Source organism: Pedobacter sp. N23S346 (assembly GCF_048515415.1).
In the GTDB taxonomy this organism is placed as follows: domain Bacteria; phylum Bacteroidota; class Bacteroidia; order Sphingobacteriales; family Sphingobacteriaceae; genus Pedobacter.
Map to the genome: position 1 here is coordinate 385,228 of NZ_JBLYEE010000001.1, position 23,140 is coordinate 408,367.

Sequence of the window (23,140 nt, forward strand, 5' to 3'; positions counted from 1 at the left end):
ATATAAAGCCATCTAATTTACGTATTTAATTAATTGATAATCAGCTATTTATTGATAAAAACCATTAAAACAGAGATATCTGAAGGTGAAACTCCAGAAATTCTGGAAGCCTGACCTAAAGTACGTGGTTTTATCTTAAATAATTTTTCCCGGGCTTCCTTAGATATGGATCCAATTTTATTATAATCAAAATCTGGCTTAATTTCTTTGTCTTCCATTTTAAGCATTTTAGCTACAATCTCATTTTCTTTTTCAAAATAGCTTTCATACTTAATTTTTATTTCTGCTTGCTCAATCGTTTGCTCATCTAAATCTTTAGTAGCTTCTGCAAGTGGTTTACTTACTTTTATGATGTCTTGCAAACCTACATGTGGCCTTCCAATTAAACTGTGGATTTTGACATTTTGATTTAATGGACTTGAACCTAAACTTTCAAGCGTAGCATTTACTTCACCCATTTCGATTCCCTGAACTTTCGTAAATTTCACCAATGCGTCAGCCTTTGCAATTTTTTGATTTACTTTTTCCAGCCGTTCGTCTGAAATTAAACCTAATTCATGACCAATAGGAGAGAGGCGGATATCAGCATTATCTTGTCTTAATAGTAAACGATGTTCAGCTCTTGATGTAAACATTCGATATGGTTCTTCCGTACCCTTTGTTACGAGATCGTCAATTAATACGCCAATATAACTATCTGATCTTTTCATAATCAGTTCATGTTTATCATTGATTTTTTGATGCGCATTTATTCCAGCCATGAATCCTTGGCAAGCTGCTTCTTCATATCCTGTTGTTCCGTTGATCTGGCCGGCAAGAAATAAATTATTAATTAATTTAGTTTCTAGTGTTAACGATAATTGGGTAGGTGGGAAGAAGTCATATTCAATGGCGTAACCAGGTCTGAACATTTTTGCATTTTCAAAGCCTGGGATTAATCTCAGTGCCCTTTGTTGAACATCCTCTGGAAGCGAAGTTGAAAATCCATTTACATAGATTTCGCAGGTATTCCATCCTTCTGGTTCTACGAAAATCTGGTGTCTGTCCCGTTCAGCAAAGCGATTAATTTTATCTTCAATAGAGGGACAATATCTTGGGCCTAAACCTTTAATTCTTCCGGTGAACATCGGAGATTTTTCAAAGCCTTCTTTCAAAGTTTCATGCACTTCACTATTGGTATAAGTAATCCAACAGCAACGTTGATCAGTAGAAACTTCTGTATCTGTAAAGGAGAATTTGTTTGGATTATCATCTCCCCACTGCTCTTCCATTTTTGAATAATCTAAGCTTCTGCCATCTACCCGGGGTGGGGTACCAGTCTTCATTCTGCCAGCTTCCATACCTAATTCTACTAATTGCTCAGTAATACCGGTTGATGCTCTTTCTGCTGTTCTGCCCCCTCCAAATTTCTTTTCACCAATATGCATTACTCCGTTTAGAAAGGTGCCATTAGTGAGTACAACTGCAGTGCTTTCTATTTCAATACCTAACGATGTTTTAACTCCATATACTGTATTGTCTTTTACCAATAAGCCAACAACACTGTCTTGCCAAATATCTAAGTTGGGCGTACGCTCTAATGCTAATCTCCATTCTTCTGCAAATCGCATTCTGTCAATTTGTGCACGAGGACTCCACATCGCAGGGCCTTTAGATTTGTTGAGCATTCTAAACTGGATTGTAGATTTATCAGAGATAATTCCTGAATATCCACCCATTGCATCTACCTCACGCACAATCTGCCCTTTGGCTACACCGCCCATTGCAGGATTACAACTCATCTGGGCGATTGTACCCATATTCATTGTTATAAGTAAAACAGACGATCCCAAGTTAGCAGCAGCAGCAGCAGCTTCACAGCCAGCATGTCCTGCACCAACAACAATCAAATCATATTTAGAAAACATTTTATCCTTTATTTATACTATTGTTCCACGTGGAACAATATTTATTTTAATTAATAGATGCTGAGCAAAAATTAGCATCATATATTTTAATGTTCCACGTGAAACAAACTTTAAAATTGTCACGTTTATTTCAAACATTTACTCTGATAATTCCAGCCAACGCATCGTAAGATCATCAAGGTTCCTTTGAAGATTTTCAATTTCACCAGAAATTTCCTGGATTTTAACGTAATCAGAAGCATCAATATTATTTAGTGTTTTAGTAAGTGCACTAATTTTTGCTTCTGTTTCCTCCATTGCTTTTTCGCTATCATCTAGTTCCTTTTGTTCCTTGAAACTTAATTTTTTCACGGCCTTGGTAGGTGCTTGTTCAATAATAGGGGTAGGTTCTTTCTTCGCTTCTGGTTTAGTTTTTGGTTGCTCTAAACTTAAACGATACTCAGAATAATTACCGTTGTAAATTTTTACCACACCTTCGCCTTCCATAATAAATAACTGATCACTCATCTTATCCAATAAGTATCTATCGTGAGAAACCAGCATTAGAATACCAGGGAAGTTTTCTAAAAATTCTTCAAGTACGTTAAGCGTGTCAATATCTAAGTCGTTCGTTGGCTCATCTAAGATTAGGAAGTTTGGATTTTGCATCAATACCTTCATGAGGTTTAAACGCTTCTTTTCACCGCCACTTAACTTCTCTACCATGCCATGTTGTTTTTTCGGCGGGAAGAGAAAAAGCGTGAGTAGGGCAGAAGCAGTGATCACTGAACCATCAGCCATTTTGATATATTCCGCATCAGATTTTACAATATCGATCACTCTTTCTTTAGGATCGAAAGTTAAGCCACCTTGCTTATAATAACCGAAAACTGTTGTGTCACCAGTGTCAACTTTCCCCGCATCAGGCGTTAACTGACTTGTTAAAATATTTAGAAGAGTTGATTTACCAGTTCCGTTTTTTCCAGCTAATCCAATTCGGTCACCTTTTTTAAACGTATAACTAAAATCATTGATGATCGGACGGCCGTCAAATGCTTTTGCAATGTGTTCTACTTCAATAATTTTACCTCCCTGACGAGACATTTTCATTTGAAGGTTAATAGACTGATTATCAGACTTCTTCTTTGATTTCTCCTCCAGATCGTAAAAAGCATTGATTCTGGCGTTAGATTTTGTTCCACGCGCCTGTGGCATGCGCCTCATCCACTCCAGTTCTTTCTTTAACAACTGCTGGTTCTTGTGTAAAACCGTTGCGTCTAATGCTTCTCTTTCAGATTTCTTTTCTAAATAATAGGCATAATTTCCATTGTAATTAAAAATCTTACCTCTATCCAATTCTACAATGGTATTGCAAACATTATCTAAAAAGTATCTATCATGAGTAACTAAAAGAATAGTTTTCTGTCCGGTAGTTAAAAGTTTCTCTAACCATTCAATCGTATCAATATCCAAATGGTTAGTCGGCTCATCCAAAACTAAAATTTCTGGATCTTCAATTAACAGCTTAGCCAAGGCTAAACGTTTCTTTTGTCCACCAGAAAGTGTAGCTATTTTTTGCTGTAGGTGGGTAATGCCCATCCTGTTAAGAATAGTTTTGATCTCATGTTCATACTCCCAGGCGTTGTGCTCGCTTAGTTCTTCATATAAACGATTAAGCGTTTTTTCATCCGGGTTTGGGTCTTCTATTAATTCTTCATACTCTTTGATCAATTGTTGCTGCTTGTTTTCCAAAGAAAAAATAAAGTCGCTGATAGAGTAACCTTCATTAAATTGAGGTTCCTGATCAAGAAAACCAATTTTAACTGCCTTATTTTTTACAATTTTACCTTCCAGCGGAGGAAACCTTTCTGCAAGCAATTTCAATAAGGTACTCTTACCTGCACCATTAATTCCAACCAACGCTACGCGCTGACCTGAGTTAATACCTAAGGTTAAATTTTTAAATAGCCATTCATCATGGTAACCATGACCTAAGCCTTCTGCCGCAATTAGTGTGCTCAATTTTTTTGTATTTCGGATTTATAAAGGAAAATTAGTGCAAAAGTAAGTATAAATTATTTGGAACAACCAAATCAAATCTCAAAGGGGTTCTGTATCAGCTAAAAATGGCAGAATATTGATAAGTATTTAGCCGCAGATTCGCAGATTAAGAAAAATAGCTAATCTTAGAAAATTTTAGCAAAAATCCTGCAAAGAAAACAGCGGCTGGAATCACTCCGCCACAGCTATAAAATTATTTCGAAAATCAAATTTGTACCAGCTAAAAATTATTTGCCACGGAAACAGGGATTGGCACGGAAACAGACCTCTTCTAATTCGGTGATTTCAGTGCTTCCGTGGCATTACTACAAAAGATAACTAACAAATTATTTTCATTAAAAAAAATTGCCACGGAAACACGAATTGACACGGAAAAAAAAATTTCTCGTATTCGGTGATTTCAGTGCTTCTGTGGCATTACTGCAAACGAAAACAGCGGCTGGAATCGCTCAGCCACAGCTTTAAAATTATTTGGAAATCAAATCTGTATCAACTAAGAATAGTAATTATTGATGTTTAGTAAAAATTATTTGCCACGGAAAGGGGGATTGGTACGGAAACAAACCTCTTCTAATTCCGTGATTTCAGTGCTTCCGTGGCATTACTACAAAAGATAACTAATAAATTACTTTCATTAAAAAAATGCTACTGAAACACGAATTGACACTAAAATAAAATTTCTCATATTCCGTGATTTTAGAACTTCTGTGGCATTAATACAAACGAAAACAGCGGCTGGAATCGCTCCGCCGCTGCTTCAATCATTAACTAAAACTAAACTATCTTTGAATCACACTGGCGCTTAGAACCAATATTCATATACATTATTATTGTTTTCTAGATATAAGACTGCAACAAAGCGGAAACGTTTCAGCATGATTTAAGATAATATACCAGCATGGGCTAATCATCGACGAACGGCTATAAGAATTAGACAAACAGATAATTATGCAGCAGATATAAAAAGCAATTAAGTGGTATGATGAAGTTTAAAGATCTGATAAGACTGCATTTTTATCATTTTAAATCTGCGTAGCTTTTCCTTTAAGTCTGCGGGGAAATTTATTAAGAAACTTAAGTATGAGTAATATCAGGCTGCATATTACAGCTGGAAAATTCGGCACAGACGAAATTCGCTAAATTAGTATTAAGGTAAATTTAAGCCAAGCCAACTTCAACCCTATAACCCAAATACTCATCTTCTTTCTGAGTCATCAGTGCTTTCGCTGCCTTGCCTTTATCTTTGTATCCGAGTAAATGAAGTGTTCCATGAATCATAATGCGGCAAACCTCATCAAAATCGTTTGTATTGAAAGTTTTTGCATTTTCTTTAACACGTTCAATGCTAATGAAAATATCACTTACAATTTGCTTTTCCTGCTCTGAATTATCAAATGTAATGATATCAGTATAAGTATCGTGATTTAAATACTGCCGATTGATGCCCAATAGATATTCATCACTACAGAAAATGAAATTAAGCTCCTGCAATTTAAAGCCTTCTTTTTCTACAGCTGCTTTGATCCACTTTTTGACCTTAAGTTTTTGAGGTAGATTATAAGAAATTGATTCTGTAAAAAATGAAATTGCAGGCATATTGGATCGTTTGATGCTGCAAATCTAAGAAATATTATGCGTGTAACTTAGCCGCAGATTCGCAGATTATGGAAGACAGTAAAGATTATTACTTCATCTTCAAATAATCTATAGTAATTTAAGTCCCTTTATAACATCAAGAGAATCTTGTTTGCTATACGACTTTGTTGTACCACTTAGGTGTAATTCTCTTTCTTGATCAAGAATTTCTAAATGTTCTTTAGTAAGGTTGAAAGATTTTTTATTCTCAATTTCGTTTTCGAGCAGAGTATAAATAGCTTTTATCTTATTATCCTCTGCATCAGAAAAATAAGTAATTAATCTTTTCTTATTGCCTTGCTAGTCATATATCAAATAGTCTTCAAATCTTGTTAAACCTACTGCAACATATTCAAAGATTTTAAATACTCCGCTATTTTATTTTTGTAATAATAATTTAAACCAGGCGGTAGCCTCTGCAACATATCATTACCATTTTTTTGCTGTTGATTATATTGTTCAAGCATTTTCTGGTAAGACGGTGGGAACGCTTTCGCGGCCTTACTCTCCCGTTTAGAATCTTCTTCCTGGTCACGTTCTGCCTTTTCAGCATTTAATAATTTGGTTAACAGTTCTTTTTGCCTGTTCAGGATTTCCTGTTGTAAACGTTTATTTACCAGGTCACTCTCGGTCTGTTTCATTTCTTTGATGGCTTCATTTAGGTTTCCCATTTTACCAGAGCCATCTTTATTTTCTTCGCGGTTAATTTTTTCTAAAGCCTGACGAATCATCTGCTGCTGTTGCGCCATTTTGCCAAACTCCTGGCTCATTTGGCCCTTTCCAACAGTCCCTTGGTTGCCGCCAGATTTTTGCATTTGCTCGCGAGCCTTTTGCATACTCTTATTCAACTGCTCCTGCATCTGCGATAGTTGTTTCATCCCCTGCTTTTGCTTTTTACCACTGCCGCCTTTTGAGTTCTTACTCATGTTCTGCAATTGGCTTAAAGCCTCACTGAGCATCAATGATAGATTATTAATCGAAGTCATGGTAAACTGCTGATAACGATTCGCCTCAGGCGTTCTTCTTTCTCCCAGGTTCTCTAAACTCTTATCCAGGTTGAAGTTGATCTTATTCATCTCCTCATTTACCGTAGATTCTATCTGAGGTACGCGTTTACTTAAACTATACAAGCTGTCTGCAATGGTTTTCAGGTTATCCTTAATGCTGCGTTGTTTCTGAACGTTAGTGGTGTAAGATGGATCGGCCTGGTTCATCTTCTTAAGCGCTAGCATCACTTTTTCTTGTTCAAATGAAGTGTTTAATAAATTTTCTAAAAGACGGCGCAACTCTTTAGCATTCAGGTTATTTTCCATTTCTTCGCCCTGTTGTTGCATTTCATTCATCTTTTTAGAAAGCTTCTCCATTTGTTCGCCTGCTTTCTGTTGTTTCTGACTGGCTCCTTTAGCATCCTTTTTATCTAATGCATCTTTACTGTCTTGCTGCTCTTTTTGTATCTCCTGAACATCCTTTTCTGGGTTTTCGAAGGGATTTGGCTTTTCTAAAGATTGATTTTTTTCTTCCAGTTTTTTCAAATCATCCTTCAAATCTTTCATTTCCTTATTTAAAGCATCCTGCTTTTGTTTAAGCGACTCATTATCCTGTTTTTTACCAGCAGTTTCTTTACTTAGTTCTTTTTGTTCTTTAGCCAATTCATTTAACCGGTCGATATCATTTTGAAGATTTTGTTCAAATTCGAGTTGTTTGTATAATTCCAAAATTCTATCCAATTCATTTTTGAGGGTTTTATTATCCAACTGCATTTTCGAAAGCTCGTTCTGCGTTTGATCCTTATTCTTCTCATTCATCAGATTCTGCAACTTTTGCAAAAGCTCCTTTGTTTTATCATCAAGCACATGATCGAACAAATCTTTTATCTGTTTTTGTTTCTCCAGAAGTTCTTCGGTTTGTTTTTGATCTTCCTGTTGCTGGATGTTTTTATCATTTTGTTCCTTAATCTCCTTTACTGCTTCATCCAATTGCTTTTGTTTCTCCAATAGCGCTTCAATTTGTTTTTTGTCCTCGAAAGAAATCTGTTTTTTATCAATTAAACTTTCTGCAACCTTTTTACTTTCCTTTTCAATGGTATTGGCCAGCCGGATAGCAGATTGAACTTTTTGCTTTAGTGCCTGGCTATTTGCATTTACCTGTTCTGCTGTTTCTTTTTTAGTGGGCGACTTGAAGATTTTTATTTGCGATCTGGTAATTTTAGCGCCATTAACACCATCGTTATCAGCAACTTCAAAATAATATTCAATATCCTGGCCAGGCTTCACTGAAACTAATTTCAGATCCCAGAAATAGAAAAACGGGTTTTCTACAGCATTACTTTTAATCGGGATATTTTTAGTAACGGAGCTGATGAGTTTATTATTTTCCTTGATATTATATTTAAAACTCAATCGGCTAAAGCCATAATCATCAGTTACCTGTCCACTGAAATACAATGCTTTATTACTTATTGAATCTGTCTTTTCCTGTACCGCTATTCCAGGCGATTGATCTTTAATAACCGTGATCTGATGCGATAAGGAGTCTCTTATGGTGATAAAATCATTCTTAGGCGTGATGCTATACTTTGAATTACTTTTGATGGTCGCGCCAAATATTGATGCATCTTCATTCACTTTCAGTACGTTTTCGGTACCATTTAAAATGAAAAGGAGGGAGTTACTTTTTCCAGTTTTAAAGTTCCATCTCACCCGTGTTCCTTCAGGCAAAAGCATATCGCCAACATTCGCGATTACTTCATTTTTTTTACCCAGGTAGCTTGGGTAGCTTAAAGTAGCGGTTGCACTCAACAACTCCGGGCGTGGTTTAACACTAATTACAAACAAGGAAGAACTAAAACCACCGCCTTTAAAAATTAGTTTTTTATCACGCTGTACATTTTTCAGCGTGTAATTAAATTTGGTAGTCTGCTCTTTTTCCAGCTTGTAGGTATTTTTTTCATCCTCCACATAAACATCTGCGGGAAGCTCATCTCCCCTCAATTTTAAGTGAAGCGTGAGGTCATCGCCTTGCGTAATGGTTAAGTTTTTATTTAATAAATCAAAGCTAAAAGGTGCTTTTGGAGCAATATATTCATCATATTTCAAGAAACTTGTAGTTCCTTCGCGTAAAATAGCAGGAGCAATAATGGCAATGAGAAGAATAACTGCAAGCGGGCCAAACAGATATTTAAGGTATTTCTTATTATCATGAATGCGAACAGCCGTGTAAAAAGGAACAGGTTTTAGCTCCAATATTTTCTGATCAATACTGGCCAAAATCAGCTGATTATTTTCAGGACGTTGCGCCGATAGCTGTTGTAACTGAAGTGTATTTAACAGTTTATCCTTAATATCATGAAAGTGGTCTCCAATAATTACCGATGCTTCATCAAAAGAGAGGTGCTTGCCCAACTTTAACATTGAAAGAAGGGGCTTGATGATTAAAAAAACAATTAATAGAATACCAATCAGAATATAGGAAAAGAAAACAAATGTTTTAAATCCGGCTGTAGGGTTGAGGTAATACAGGCTTAAGAAAACAATTAAATACAGGGCGAGGAGTGTGGCAGCCGCATAGATGCTCCCACGCAAAATTCTATTTAAATAGAACTTACGGATAAACTCATCTATCTTTTTTAGTAATTCATTGTAGTTATTGCTCACCATATCACCGTAAATGTAAAAATTGTTCTCATCAATTAAAAGAGCCTGCTGTAAGGTAACGCGTTTATTTCAAATCATTTATTGAAAAAGTCTTATTATCATTTGGAAAACGAAGTTCCGTATTTCATGGCGGCTTCAGGTCCCGCTTTTTGCTGCAAGCCCGGCGGAAAAAACCGGGGCTTTCCGCTCCAATCGGGTTTATTAAACAAAGTTTGATGATTAATAAACTTTTTCTGCCACTGAAACACTGAACGCACAGAAATTTTTCAAACCTATTCCGTGTAAATCTGTGTTTCCGTGGCAATGCTCCTTTTCATTTGTTTAAATTACATTACATAAATCTTCGCTATGAGTTAATATTTTTCTGCCACGGAAACACTAAAGGCACGGAAAATTTTAAAAACCTAACTCCGTGTAAATCTGTGCTTCCGTGGCAATATTTTATCCGTTTTTTATTTAACTACATCACATAAATCTTCACTATGAGTTAATATTTTTCTGCCACGGAAGCACTGAAGGTACGGAAATTTTCAAACCTAATTCCGTGTTAATCTGTGTTTCCTTGGCAATACTCCTATTCATTTGTTTAAATTACATCACATAAATCCTTGCTATGAGTTAATGTTTAAGCCACGGAAGCACTGAAGGCACGGAAATTTTCAAACCTATTCCGTGTAAATCTGTGTTTCCGTGGCAATGCTCCTATTCATTTGTTTAAATTACATCACATAAATCCTTGCTATGAATTAATATTTTTCTGCCACGGAAACACCAAAGGCACGGAAATTTTCAAACTTAATTCCGTGTTAATCTGTGTTTCCGTGGCAATATTCTTATCTCACCTCACAATTTAAATCCCTATCTTGATTAACTTAATATAAAGGTTACATAGATTTAAAATTGATCTTGTTCGAAAAATCTACTTTTGCTTTTTCGTTAAAAACCAAAATATGAAACGATTATTTATATCAACCTTTATGGTTTTCATTTTCACAGCATCGTTTGCTCAAAAGTTTAATTGGAATAAAAATCAGGTTATTGCGCATCGTGGGGCTTGGAAAAAAAATAAATTTCCTGAAAATTCCATTGCCTCCCTTAATGAAGCTGTTCGTTTAGGTTGTTATGGATCTGAGTTCGATGTATGGATGACTTTGGATAAAGTTTTGGTTATAAATCACGATCCTGAATTTCAAGGGTTAACGATTGAGAAAGTGAATTACGCAGATCTGCTTAGCAAAACCATGAATAATGGCGAAAAAATTCCTACACTGGAAAATTATTTGCTGGAAGGAAAAAAGCAAAAAACTACAAAGTTAATTTTGGAGATAAAGCCTTCGTTAATCAGCAAGGAACGGGGAATTGAGGTGACCAATGCAAGTGTGGAAATGGTGAAAAAACTTGGCGTACTCGAATGGACGGAATATATCAGCTTTGATTATGATTATTGTAAACGTGTAGTGGAATTATTGCCAAAGGCTAAGGTTGCCTATTTACGAGGCGATGTAACCGCGGCGCAGCTTAAGGCAGATAAATTAAGTGGTGTAGATTACCATTACAGCTTTTATCAGAAAGACGGATGGATTGAAAATGCACAGCAACTTGGTTTAACTGTTAATGCCTGGACCGTAAATACGGCAGCAGAAATGCAATGGCTTTTGGCACATCAGGTAGATTATATCACCACAAATGAACCTGAATTATTATTTGAGGAATTAAAAAAAGCACCAGTGGCTACAGGCTGGAGATTAAAATGGAGTGATGAATTTAATGATGCTGGTTTGGCACTTGCAAAAAACTGGAGTTATGACGTTGGAGGAAAGGGCTGGGGCAACAATGAATTACAATACTACACAGATGCAGATTCTTTAAATGCGAAAGTAATAAAAGGAAATCTGAATATTACGGCGCTTAAAGCTGCGAAGGATAATAATGAATATACTTCGGCAAGATTAGTGACCAAAAATAAGTTTGATTTTAAGTATGGCCGGGTAGAGGTAAGGGCAATGCTTCCAAAAGGAAGAGGCTTATGGCCTGCAATTTGGGCACTGCCTACAGATTGGAAATATGGCGACTGGCCAAAAAGTGGCGAAATTGATATTATGGAGCATGTTGGTTATGAGCCTGATAGCGTTCACGGAACCGTGCATACCGAAAAGTTTAACCATAAAATTAATACGCAGGTAGGGAAGGCTTTGAAAATTAATCCTTATGATACTTACCATGTTTATGCGGTGGAATGGTTTAAAGATAGAATTGACTTTTTCGTTGATGATCAAAAATACCTTACGTTCAAAAATAACGGTAAAGGAAGCAGTTCATGGCCATTCGACCAGAATTTCCATATCATTTTAAATATGGCAGTTGGTGGAGACTGGGGCGGTAAAAAAGGATTGGATGATGCCATTTTCCCGGCGACCATGAAAGTAGATTACGTAAGGGTTTACCAGAAATAAGGAAATTATAAGTTACGAACTGTAAACTGAAAATTGTAAACTGAATTATGGATTCTCGCAGAGCATTTCTAAAAAAAGCTGCATTATTTGCCGGATCGGCGGGTATGGCAAGCGTATCATCAGCGGCAGTAATTAAAGCAATGGCTATCGATCCAGAATTGGGGAGCAGCTTTTACGATGCGGAACACATTGTGTTTTTAATGCAGGAGAATCGATCTTTTGATCACATGTTTGGAACGATGAAAGGTGTACGTGGATTTAACGATCCACACCCGCATATTCAACCAGATGGTAACAAGGTTTGGCTGCAAAAAGACGGTCAAGGGTTTACTTATGCACCCTTTCACGTAGATATTAATAAAACTAAAATTACCTGGCAAGGTGGTTTGCCACATTCATGGAATGATCAGGTGGCTGCGCGAAATGGTGGAAAGTATGATAAATGGGTGCCCGTTAAATCACCCATGACGCTGGCTTACTATGACCGGAAAGACATTCCATTTTATTACGCATTGGGAGATGCTTTTACGGTTTGCGATCAGCATTTTTGTTCTTCATTAACTGGTACTACCCCAAATCGTTTATTTTTCTTCACCGGAACGGTTCGTGGAGAAAAAAGTGCAAACCCTGTTGCCGTTGTAAATAACGATCAGGCAGAATCGCAAAATAATGTGTTTGTAGATTGGCCAACTTTTCAGGAAACGCTTGAAGATAACGGGATTGATTGGAGAATTTACCAAAATGAACTGTGGACATCAAAGCTTCCTGAAGGAGAGGTAGATGATTGGTTGGGAAATTACGGAGATAACCCTATTGAGTACGTCAGCAGGCATCATGTTAAGCTTTCTGCTTACTTCAGGAAGAATGGAGATCATACCGTCAAACCACCATTGTCAGCAGCTGAAGTGCAAGCCAAGTATGATATGCTTTCGCAGCGGGAAAAAAACCTGATTGATAAAGCCTTTCAAACGAACATCAGTGAAAAAGATTATCTGGAACTGGCACCATTCACATTTACCAATGATCAAGGTAAACCAGAGACGATAAACATTCCGAAAGGGGATATTTTCCATCAATTTAGAAAAGATGTAGACAGTGGAAAGTTGCCCGCAGTTTCCTGGCTGGTGGCTCCTCAGAAATTTTCTGACCATACCAGTTCTCCGCTCTATGGAACCTGGTATGTTAGTGAGGCTTTAGATATTTTAACAAAAAATCCTGAGGTTTGGAAAAAGACTATTTTTATTCTCACTTATGATGAAAACGATGGTTATTTCGATCATCAACCACCATTTGTTGTGCCAAATCCTGCAGATCCATCTACAGGAAAAGTATCTCCGGGAATAGATTATGCCACTGATTTTGAAAATAAAAAAGGAAGTCCGATTGGCTTAGGCTATCGTGTACCATTTGTTGTTGCTTCGCCATGGAGCAGGGGAGGTTTTGTTAATTCTCAGGTTTTCGATCATACTTCATCATTGCTTTTTATGGAAAAATGGCTAAGTAAGAAAACCGGAAAGCCTATCAAAAGCAATAACATCAGTGATTGGAGAAGAGCAATCTGCGGCGATCTTACTTCAGTATTCAGGCCGTATAATGGGGAAGAAATTACACTTCCGACACCATTAGAAAGAGATGATGTGGTTGCCAGTATTGTTAACGCTAAAAATAAGCCAGCTCAATCCGGACCAACAGCATTAGATGAAACTGAAATTTCAAAAATTAATAAGTTCGAAACATTTTCACCTCAATCCTCCGTACATGCTCCAAAACAAGAAAAAGGAAGCAAGTCAGCCTGCGCTTTACCTTACCAATTAAACGTAGATGCAAACGTTGTGAACGATGGTATTGAAATTGTGTTTCAATCCTCCAAAACACTTTTCGGAAACCCAACAGAAAATGTAGGTGCGCCTTTCAATATGAGTACCGGTGCCAATTTTAAAGGTGTTAAAGGGAAAATATGGGCTTATGCAGTGAAATCTGGCGATCAATTAAAGGAAGTGATTAAGGTTAGTGATTTCGATCAGCAGGTTTATGCCTTGGCTATATCAGGACCAAATGGCTTTTACCGACATTTCACAGGCGATAAAAATAATTCGCACCTCCACATAATGGCTTATCCTGAAGAAATTGGGTTAGTGAGTAAAAAGCTTTCAGGTCATCTTATCTTTTCGTTGGAAAACAAAGGAGATAAGCCAATTGAAATTCGAATTGTAGATAATAAGTATCGGGCAAGCGAGCAGCAACTTCGTTTGAAGGCAAAGACTACTTTGAAAGTTTCATTAGATCTTTCTAAAAGTGCCAATTGGTATGACTTCAGCATTATGCAAAAGGGAAATGAGGTTTTTAAACATCACTATGCGGGCAAAATAGAAACGGGAGAAATTACAATAACCGACCCTTTTATGGGGAATGTGCTGTAATGCTTTAGTTATTGAAGTTATACGTAGAAAGTAGTGTACGCATTAAGATTGCTTTGTCGGCTGAAAAGCCTTCTCGCCATGACGATCGTTCATTGAATAGGCCAATTTAAATGCCTAACTCTGTTTTCTTCGTGCTTTCTCTCTGTGCGCTCTGTGATTAAAACCAAGCTTTGCAATTCTTTGCCTTCATCTTTGCTAACTCTGCGGTTAATAAATGAGATTGCTTTGTCGGCTGAAAAGCATCCTTGCAAAGACAACCATTCATGTGGTTAAACCTCGCTTTGCGATTCTTCGCTTTTAACTTTGCTTACTTTGCGGTTAAGAAATGAGATTAACTTGTAGACCAAACTAAAACCCTATCGGCAATTCTACCTGAGTTTTATCCCAGGCGGCGATTAAAGTTGCTCCAGTAGCAATTGGTGTAAAAGTTAAAGAGAAATATTCAATTGGCTTGGATAACGCCTTAACAGGAACATCAACACGAACCAGATCTTTGGTTGCATCATAAGTAAAAGCGCCCCACCTATCCGTTTGAGTGTTTACAATAAGTGTCCATTTATCTTTATTTGGGATTGCGAATAAGCTATAAGTACCAGCTTTAATTTTCTTACCACCAATGGTTACTTTTTTGAAAAAGCGAATTTCTGTGCTTTCATTGGCACCAAAACGCCAAACCTTTCCATATTGTTCCAGTACGCCAAAAATTTCTCTTCCTTTCTTTTGCGGACGGGAATAAATAATTTTGATTACAGGCTTTAACACCTCGCCATCTTTTACTTTTGGCGTATTAATCGGAAAATAAAGAATATCAGCCGGACTAGGGTCGGCAAGAGGGAATTTTACTTCGGTAGAGGTACTCTCCTGAGCTTTTGCACTAAAGCATAACAAAGCGAAAACAATAACAAAAATATTTCTCATTTGCTTTGAGTTAAATTTAATTCAAAAGAACGTTCTTAACGGGTAAACTACGATTTAGTATTTTCTACCTTTAACAATAGCATTTAAAAATAATCCGGCGGTTAACAAACCTAAAACACCACCTAGCGAAGCGAAGATGTAATTTTGAGTAATGATTGCTCCAGTTAAAACGCCGAAAAATAATCCTAGTGCATAATATAACCAGTTGAAATTATTGCTGCTGTTTTCTTGTAAACTCATTTTTTTAATTATTTGGTGGCAAAGTTAGTATTTATTTTAAATTTTAATTTGAGATAAGCAGTCAATTTTCTAAATAATTAACAGTTTTTGTTATAAACATGTTTCGCGCCGATGAAAAATGAAATCTTCAGGCTTTAATCTGGCAGGCAAATCCAACAGCGAAAAAATATTATTTGCTATTAGTTAAGGCCTTTATCAGGATAATGTAAAAGAAGTATAAAAACATTTGGATATTAATCAAACGATTGATTAATTTTGCGCCATCAAAAAGAAATGAAAGCAGAAAAAATAGATAAAAGACAAGCCATAATTGATGCTGCCGAAAAGCTGTTTTGCGAAACAGGTTACGAGGGAACATCAACACGCCAGATTTCAAAGGAATCGGGTGCTAATATGGCCATGATTAATTATTATTTCGGTTCGAAAGAGGGTGTTTTTGTTGAGATTATGAATAACCGCATTGCGGGATTCGGTTCTCAGTTAAAAATTATCAACGAAGATAAAATATCGGCTATTGAGAAATTGAATAGAGTGATAGATGGCTATGCAACACGCATTCTGGCTAATCCATCATTCCATAAAATGATGCACCGAGAGTTGTCTTTAAGCCAACGGCCAGAAATGTATAATAAAATTAAGGATGCCATGAGCCAAAACATGCAGTTATTTGAGAAAATTTTAACTGATGGGCAGGAAGATGGAAGTTTCAGGCAAGCGGATAACCGGATGGTAATCGCTACAATTTTGGGCACACTAACCAACATCGTAATTTCTCCGCACAAAGTAATGCCTGAGTTTGACTTAGACTTAAACAATCCGAAAGACAAAAAAATGATTAAAGATAAAGCGGTTGCTCATCTTCAAGATTTATTAACAGTTTATTTAACATCAAAAAAATGATTCCCAAATCTATTAAATTAATGCTTGTGGCATCATTAGTTCCGGCAGCTTTATTCGCACAAAGCTCGAAAGAATTAAACATTAACCAGGCAATTGAACTTGGCATAGCCAATAGTAAAAACTTAAAATTATCGCAGAATAAAATAGATCAGGCTGTTGCACAGCTTGAAGTGGTTAAAGATAATGCACTTCCATCGGCAAATGCCAGCTTCATTTACAACCATGCCGAAATTCCAACCACTACTTTTACCTTGCCTGGAGGTGGTTCATCTCTGCAATTGCCAAAAAGAGCTGATGCTTTTGTAGGTACGGCAGCCATTCAGGAATTGGTTTATGGCGGAGGTAAATTGAAGTATGCAAAAGAATCTACCAAATTATTGGCAGATGTGGCTCGTTTAGATGCAGATAAAAGCAAAGAAGAAATCACTTATGCAGTGATCAATACTTATTATGCATTGTATAAGGTAGCACAAAGTAAAAAAGTTGTCGATCAGAATTTAGAGTCGATTGCAGCCCAGATCAAGCAAGCGCAGCGTTTCTTTGAGCAAGGCATTGTGACTAAAAATGATGTATTGCGTTTCCAGTTGCAACAAGCAAATATCACGTTGAGCCAAATGGATATCGAAAGCAATCGTAAAATTATTAATTACAATCTTGATATTCTTTTAGGCCTGCCGGAAGATACGGAAGTTAAAATTACAGATCCAAACCTGGGATTAAAATCTGTAGGCGCTTTAAATGAATACATCAGCCAGGCCATGGCCAATCGCCAGGAATTGAAACAACTTGATGTGCAAAACAAAGTTGCAGATTATAACGTCAAAACCATTAAAGCAAATACTTTACCAACCGTAGGGGTAGGTGCAAACTTATATTACATCAATCCAAGTGGCAGCTTTATTCCTCCTGTAAATCAATATTTAATGCCAGTAACTATTGGCGCAACGGTTTCATGGAACATCGGTAGTCTTTGGACAAATAAAAATAAAGTGAGTGAAGCCAAAATTGAGCAAAGTGCAATCACTATTCAAAAAGATATCCTGACTGATCAGGTCAAAACAGACATCAATAAAAATTTTCAGACGTACCAGGTTGCGGTTAATAAGATCCAGGTTTTAGAAACATCAATCGCTCAGGCAACAGAGAACGATAAATTACTGGCATCAAAATATAAAAACAATGTGGCTTCAGTTACGGATAGAATTGATGCTGAAACACTCTTGTATCAGGCTAAAATAAATCTGGAAATAGCGAAAGCTGATGCAGGCATCGCATACTATACTTTACTAAAATCAACAGGAAAAATAACGCAATAAATACAGCAATGACAACTGAAAAGAAAAAAAAGAATATAGTAGTACCAATCATCTTAGGTGTATTACTGGTAATAGGTATCGTTTTTGGTATCGTGGAATGGAATTATTACAGCAAGCACGTAGATACGGATGATGCACAGATTGATGGAGATATCAGTCCTGTTGTGGCACGAGTTGGTGGCTATGTAAAGGATATTAGTTTTGAAGAAAATACACATGTTGCCGAGGGGCAGGTTCTAGTAAAACTTGATGATAACGATTACAAGGTTAAATTAGAGCAGGCACAATCTGGGCAGAAAGGCGCAAGTGCTGGTGTAGGTGTGGCACAATCGCAGATTGCTGCTACACAGGCAAATACCAGTACAGCTAAAGCAAATGTAACGGCTGCAAGGGTTAAATTGAATCTAGCAAATAAAGATTATGCCCGTTATGCAAATCTGGTAAAAGATGGTTCCATTACTCAGCAAGCATTTGATCAGGCGAAAGCACAAAAAGAATCGGCAGAAGCTGCTTTCCAGGCGGCTCAAGATCAATATAATGCTGCTGTTAAACAAGTTGGTACCACGCAATCACAATTAGCGGTAAGCAACAATGTAATCAGTCAGCGCCAGAGCGACATCGATTTTGCGAAACTCCAATTATCTTATACTGATATTAAAGCGCCTGCAGCAGGTATCGTTTCTAAGAAAAATGTTCAAAAGGGCCAATTGATTCAAGCCGGGCAGGCATTGTTTTCTATCGTGAATGATGGAAGTATCTATGTTACTGCAAACTTCAAAGAAACACAGTTAGAGAAAATTAAAACAGGTTCTAAAGTAGAAATAGAAGTAGATGCTTATCCTGATGAAAAAATTCAGGGAGAAGTTTATAATTTCTCGCCAATTACAGGTGCTAAAGGTTCTTTGTTGCCACCAGATAATGCTACAGGTAACTTCGTTAAAGTTGTTCAACGTATTCCCGTAAAAATTAAAATTCATCCATCAAAAGAAATGTTAGCCAAATTACGTCCAGGAATGAGCGTTAAAGCTTCAGTTTCTACTAACTAATATTATAATGGCCGAAGTAGGTTTAAAAAAGTGGATTATTACTTTTACGGTAATCACAGCTTCTCTTTTGGAGCTGATTGATACGACTATTGTAAACGTAGCAATTCCTCAAATACAGGGAAACCTGGGCGCAACCCTGGAGGATGTGGCCTGGTTATCTACTGGTTATGCCGTTGCGAACGTAATCATCCTGCCAATGTCGGGTTGGTTAGGAAGTCGTTTCGGACGTAAAAATTATTTCTTAACTTCCATTATCGTTTTTACACTGGTTTCCTTTCTTTGTGGAAACGCGACTTCATTAAACGAGTTAATTTTATTCAGGATTCTTCAGGGATTAGCCGGTGGTGGATTAATATCAACTGCACAAGCTATTTTAATTGAAACCTGGCCACGTGAAGATGTAGGTATTGCAACAGCCCTTTTTGGTTTAGGAGCTGTAGTGGGCCCAACTGTTGGCCCAACCATTGGCGGATATATTTTAGAGATATCAGATTGGCCCTGGATTTTCTATGTAAACATTCCCGTCGGGATACTCGCCGCCTATTGTACCATAACCTTTATTCGAGAGACGCCCAAGGATGGGCAAGGAAAACCCGTCGATTGGTGGGGAATTGGTTTATTGGCTGTGGCGGTTGGAAGTTTACAAACCTTGTTAGAAAAAGGTGAAAGCGAAGACTGGTTCTCCACACCATATATTATCGCATTAGCGGTAGCCTCTATCTTTGGTTTATTGTTATTTATCTGGAGAGAAACCAGTACCGATCATCCGATTGTTAATCTTCGGATTATGAAGAAGCGAAGCTTTTCCATCGGAATGCTTACTTCCTTTATTTTAGGATTTGGATTATATGGCTCCGTTTTCGTTTTTCCGGTTTTTGCACAAAACTTACTGGGATTTACGCCCTTACAAACGGGTAAGCTCTTTATTGCGGGAGGGATTTGTACTATTGCGATGATGCCTTTTATTGGTATTATGCTTAAAAAAGGAGTTCCGGCACAGTTCATGGCTACAGGAGGAATGTTTTTATTCTTCGTTTTTTGTTGGATGCTGAGTAAATCAACATTGGCTTCTGGCACTGGAGATTTCTTCTGGCCGTTGGTCATTAGAGGATTTGGAATGGCTTTGCTGTTCGTACCACTAACTACTTTGGCCATGCAAGATTTAACCGGAGCTGAAATAGGGCAAGGATCTGGATTGAACAATATGAGCAGACAATTGGGCGGTTCTTTCGGTATCGCTGCCTTAACAACCTTAATTCATATTCGTTCTGGCTTTCACCGGAATAACTTACTTACGAATGTAAACGATTATAACCCTGCATTTACTCAAAAGCTAAATGGACTGGTTCATAATTTTATGGCTAAAGGGTCTTCATTTATTGATGCAAAGCTAATGGCCATGAAAGCGATTGAGGGTTCGGTAATAAAACAAACCATGTTGCTTACCTATAACGATGCTTATTGGGTTGCAGGATTGGTGATGTTGTTCTCTATACCATTATTATACTTGCAGAAATTTAAGAAAAATGCAAACATTGTTACAGATGCACATTAAGGTGGCCTCTCCCTATTAAAGGTTATTTATTAGGCTTGTAAATTCCATCTATCGGTAGGTGAGACACCAACCAAAAAATTACCGATTGATGGGATAAACTTAGGCTGGTTGGTGAGAGACCAACCAGTAGGAGATAGTAGGTTAATAATTAACCAATCTTCGCGTTCTCCGTGCATTTTTCTCTTCGCCCTATGTGGTTAAATGCGTAAAAATCCTATAAAACAAAAACAGCCGGTGTATTTTAGATACATCGGCTGTTTTAACCCAAAAAATTAACAATCTATGCAATGCCCTTAAACATTGCAAATATTCTTACTTGGCTATCGAGTAGCCAAATAAGATTCTAAAATTAAAATTTATTCTACAATTATCCAAATTGTAAGCCTTAGAATTTTAATACCTTATGCATTTTTTGTAGTATTACCCTATACAAAACAATTGCTTAAGCTATGCCAAAACTCCGTTTGACTACACAGCGAGAATCTATCTTTAACAATGAGGTAATCTCGAAATTCGAGCTCTTCAACAGTCTTTTTTTAACGCTTCCTTTCTATAAAATAAAAGATACCGGTACATTATTGCCATTGTTTTTTAAAAGTTGCGAAGAAGGAATTTTAAATGGCCAGAAACCTGCGCAGGTAATTGAAGAATTTTTTGCAAAGTATACCAATTACACTGAACGTAAAGACATCACTGATTTGCTGTTCCGTTTTATCCAATATATCGAACGCCAGGTGGTGCTTTTTGATGCCGTTGAGGATGCCTCATTTAGTAAGCTGAATACAACCGACGAACAGAGTACCCTTGCTTTTATTTTGAAAAAAAATGCAGATAATAAGCCGATGCTTTCAAAAATTGAAAAGCTGATTGATGAATTATCACTGCGCTTAGTTTTAACTGCACACCCCACTCAGTTTTATCCGGGCAGTGTTTTAGCGATTATTACGGATTTAACTCAGGCCATTCGCGATAATAACATCACGTCGATGAACTCGCTTTTGCAGCAACTCGGTAAAACCCCTTTCTTTAATAAAAAATCGCCAACACCTGTAGATGAGGCGTTAAACTTAGCTTGGTTTTTAGAAAATACGTTTTACTTCGCTGCGGCGAATATTCAGGAAGAAATTGACCAGAATCTGGATGAATACAACCTGGAAAGCAAAAAAATCCTGGAGCTGGGCTTCTGGCCGGGAGGTGATCGTGATGGAAATCCAAATATCCATGCGGATACAACACTAGAAGTTTCTAAAATGCTGCGCCAAATTCTTTTCCGTTGCTATTATCGTGATTTCAGGGTAATTAAGCGCAGGATTACTTTTAGAGGCGTGGAGGAAAATATCGCCAAGCTTCATGATGTGTTGTATAAAAATGCTTTTGATCAAACCTGCGAGCTGTATGATATCTCGGATGAACTAAGAGAAAACCTGAATAAAATTAAAGAGACATTGCTTGCTGAACACGATGGTTTGTTTGTGGAATTGGTAAATGATTTGATTCGAAAAATTGATTTGTACGGGAATTATTTCGCATCACTTGATATCCGTCAGGATAGTCGCGTGTTGAGAAATGTACATACTTATTGCCGCCAAAACAAGCCTATTTCTTCCCTTTATCCGGAAAATTACGATACACTTTCAGAAGCTGAAAAACTTAATCTGATCTCATTTAAAGAAGCCACTCCTGTTTATGTTACAGAAGGTGATGATTTAATTAATGATACCATTCAAACGATAAGAGAAATAAAAGGAATTCAAAAACGCAATGGAGAAAAAGCCTGTCACCGGTTCATTATCAGTAATTGCCAGCAGGCGAGTGATATTCTTCAACTCATTGAACTTTTCTTATGGAACGGCTGGAGCAAAGATGCTTTAACCATCGATTTTGTGCCGCTTTTTGAAACGGTTAACGATTTAAAAGGTGCGGCTGACATTATGGATATCTTGTACAGCAATCCATTTTATAAAGCCCATTTAGCTAGCCGAGGCAATAAACAAGATATTATGCTTGGTTATTCAGACAGTACGAAAGATGGTGGTTATTTAATGGCCAACTGGTCGATATTTAATGGAAAGACTTCCCTAACAGCTATTGCGAAAAAGCATAATATCCAATTGGCATTTTTCGATGGTCGCGGCGGACCACCAGCGAGGGGTGGAGGTAAAACACATCGTTTCTATGCCTCTATGGGTAAAGAGATTGCGAACAAGAATATGCAGTTAACCGTTCAGGGGCAGACCATCAGCTCACAATATGGTTCAGTAGAAAGTGCAGAATTCAATATTGAGCAATTAATTAATGCCGGCATTTCTTCTGGTTTGAAGGAAAAGCATAATGTACTTTTAGATCCTGAAAATAAAGCCTTGCTTGATGCAATGGCTGAGGATGGTTACAAAGCATTTGTTGATTTGCGTGAACACCCACTGTTTGTTAGCTATTTAGAAAAACTCTCTCCACTTAAATTATTGTCTCAGGCAAATATTAGCAGTCGCCCGGTAAAAAGAAACGGCGGAGGCGAAATGAAGTTAGAAGATTTAAGGGCTATTAGTTTCGTTACCGCCTGGAGTATGTTAAAACAAAACGTACCGGGTTTCTATGGGATGGGAACAGCGATGAAGAACCAGGAAAAAGCAGGTAATTGGGATAAAGTAGTAAAAGTCTATGAGGATTCGGATTATCTGAAAACGATAGTGGATAATTGTATGATGAGCATGAGCAAATCAGACTTCGTAATAACGGCCCATTTAGCGAACGACAAAGAGTTCGGCACTTTTTGGACTCAACTACACAATGAATTCGAATTAACGAAAGAGATGCTTTTAAAATTATCAGGACAAGAAACTTTAATGGCGAATTATCCTGTCGATAAAAAATCTATCGCAACACGTGAGAAAATTATTCTTCCGTTGGTTTTAATTCAGCATTTCGCTTTAGAAAAACTTCAGCATGACCAGAATGAAAAAGATCAGACAGCGCTGGAAAAATTGGCGGTTAGAACGGTTTTTGGTATTGTGAATGCAGGAAGGAATTTGGCTTAAGAGGTATTAACAGAATTATCGT

The 23,140-nt window shown here is 37.2% G+C and carries 13 protein-coding genes; 7 read left to right on the forward strand and 6 right to left on the reverse strand.

What is annotated here, in order from left to right; all coding sequences use genetic code 11:
• Window positions 1–44: 44 nt before the first annotated feature.
• From mnmG to ACN1CD_RS01655, 4 genes are all read right to left on the reverse strand, one after another.
• On the reverse strand, window positions 45–1,907 hold the full coding sequence (mnmG, locus tag ACN1CD_RS01640; protein WP_419128506.1) for a tRNA uridine-5-carboxymethylaminomethyl(34) synthesis enzyme MnmG: 1,863 nt from the start codon (window positions 1,905–1,907) through the stop codon (window positions 45–47).
• Window positions 1,908–2,045: 138 nt separating this feature from the next.
• Window positions 2,046–3,908, reverse strand: a complete 1,863-nt coding sequence (locus ACN1CD_RS01645; RefSeq protein WP_419128507.1) for an ABC-F family ATP-binding cassette domain-containing protein — start codon at window positions 3,906–3,908, stop codon at window positions 2,046–2,048.
• Window positions 3,909–5,105: 1,197 nt separating this feature from the next.
• Window positions 5,106–5,543, reverse strand: a complete 438-nt coding sequence (gene ybeY, locus ACN1CD_RS01650) for an rRNA maturation RNase YbeY (protein WP_419128508.1) — start codon at window positions 5,541–5,543, stop codon at window positions 5,106–5,108.
• Between the two features lie 377 nt (window positions 5,544–5,920).
• Window positions 5,921–9,238 (reverse strand): DUF4175 family protein, encoded by a 3,318-nt coding sequence (locus tag ACN1CD_RS01655; RefSeq protein ID WP_419128509.1) that lies wholly within the window; start codon window positions 9,236–9,238, stop codon window positions 5,921–5,923.
• 947 nt (window positions 9,239–10,185) lie between these two features.
• Here ACN1CD_RS01655 and ACN1CD_RS01660 point away from each other — a divergent pair.
• Window positions 10,186–11,688, forward strand: coding sequence for a glycerophosphodiester phosphodiesterase family protein (locus ACN1CD_RS01660; protein WP_419128510.1), 1,503 nt, complete (start codon window positions 10,186–10,188; stop codon window positions 11,686–11,688).
• A gap of 47 nt (window positions 11,689–11,735) precedes the next feature.
• Window positions 11,736–14,108, forward strand: coding sequence for a phosphocholine-specific phospholipase C (locus tag ACN1CD_RS01665; protein WP_419128511.1), 2,373 nt, complete (start codon window positions 11,736–11,738; stop codon window positions 14,106–14,108).
• Between the two features lie 348 nt (window positions 14,109–14,456).
• On the opposite strand, the gene ACN1CD_RS01670 is transcribed toward ACN1CD_RS01665, so the two are convergent.
• Both ACN1CD_RS01670 and ACN1CD_RS01675 read right to left on the reverse strand, forming a co-directional pair.
• Window positions 14,457–15,026, reverse strand: a complete 570-nt coding sequence (locus ACN1CD_RS01670) for a DUF2911 domain-containing protein (protein ID WP_419128512.1) — start codon at window positions 15,024–15,026, stop codon at window positions 14,457–14,459.
• Window positions 15,027–15,080: 54 nt separating this feature from the next.
• Window positions 15,081–15,266: a hypothetical protein gene (locus ACN1CD_RS01675; RefSeq protein WP_419128513.1), complete on the reverse strand. Its 186-nt coding sequence runs from the start codon at window positions 15,264–15,266 to the stop codon at window positions 15,081–15,083.
• A 273-nt stretch (window positions 15,267–15,539) separates the two neighbouring features.
• Here ACN1CD_RS01675 and ACN1CD_RS01680 point away from each other — a divergent pair, with 273 nt between their 5' ends.
• From ACN1CD_RS01680 to ACN1CD_RS01700, 5 genes are all read left to right on the forward strand, one after another.
• Window positions 15,540–16,166, forward strand: coding sequence for a TetR/AcrR family transcriptional regulator (locus ACN1CD_RS01680; protein WP_419128514.1), 627 nt, complete (start codon window positions 15,540–15,542; stop codon window positions 16,164–16,166).
• A complete protein-coding gene (locus ACN1CD_RS01685; protein ID WP_419128515.1) occupies window positions 16,163–17,482 on the forward strand; it encodes a TolC family protein in 1,320 nt (439 codons plus the stop codon). Before ACN1CD_RS01680 ends, ACN1CD_RS01685 begins: the two co-directional genes overlap by 4 nt.
• Before the next feature lie 8 nt (window positions 17,483–17,490).
• On the forward strand, window positions 17,491–18,528 hold the full coding sequence (locus ACN1CD_RS01690) for an HlyD family secretion protein (RefSeq protein ID WP_419128516.1): 1,038 nt from the start codon (window positions 17,491–17,493) through the stop codon (window positions 18,526–18,528).
• Window positions 18,529–18,535: 7 nt separating this feature from the next.
• Window positions 18,536–20,083, forward strand: a complete 1,548-nt coding sequence (locus ACN1CD_RS01695; RefSeq protein WP_419128517.1) for a DHA2 family efflux MFS transporter permease subunit — start codon at window positions 18,536–18,538, stop codon at window positions 20,081–20,083.
• A 449-nt stretch (window positions 20,084–20,532) separates the two neighbouring features.
• The gene (locus tag ACN1CD_RS01700) at window positions 20,533–23,118 is read left to right on the forward strand and encodes a phosphoenolpyruvate carboxylase (RefSeq protein ID WP_419128518.1); all 2,586 of its coding nucleotides are present in this window, start codon (window positions 20,533–20,535) and stop codon (window positions 23,116–23,118) included.
• Window positions 23,119–23,140 lie beyond the last annotated feature (22 nt).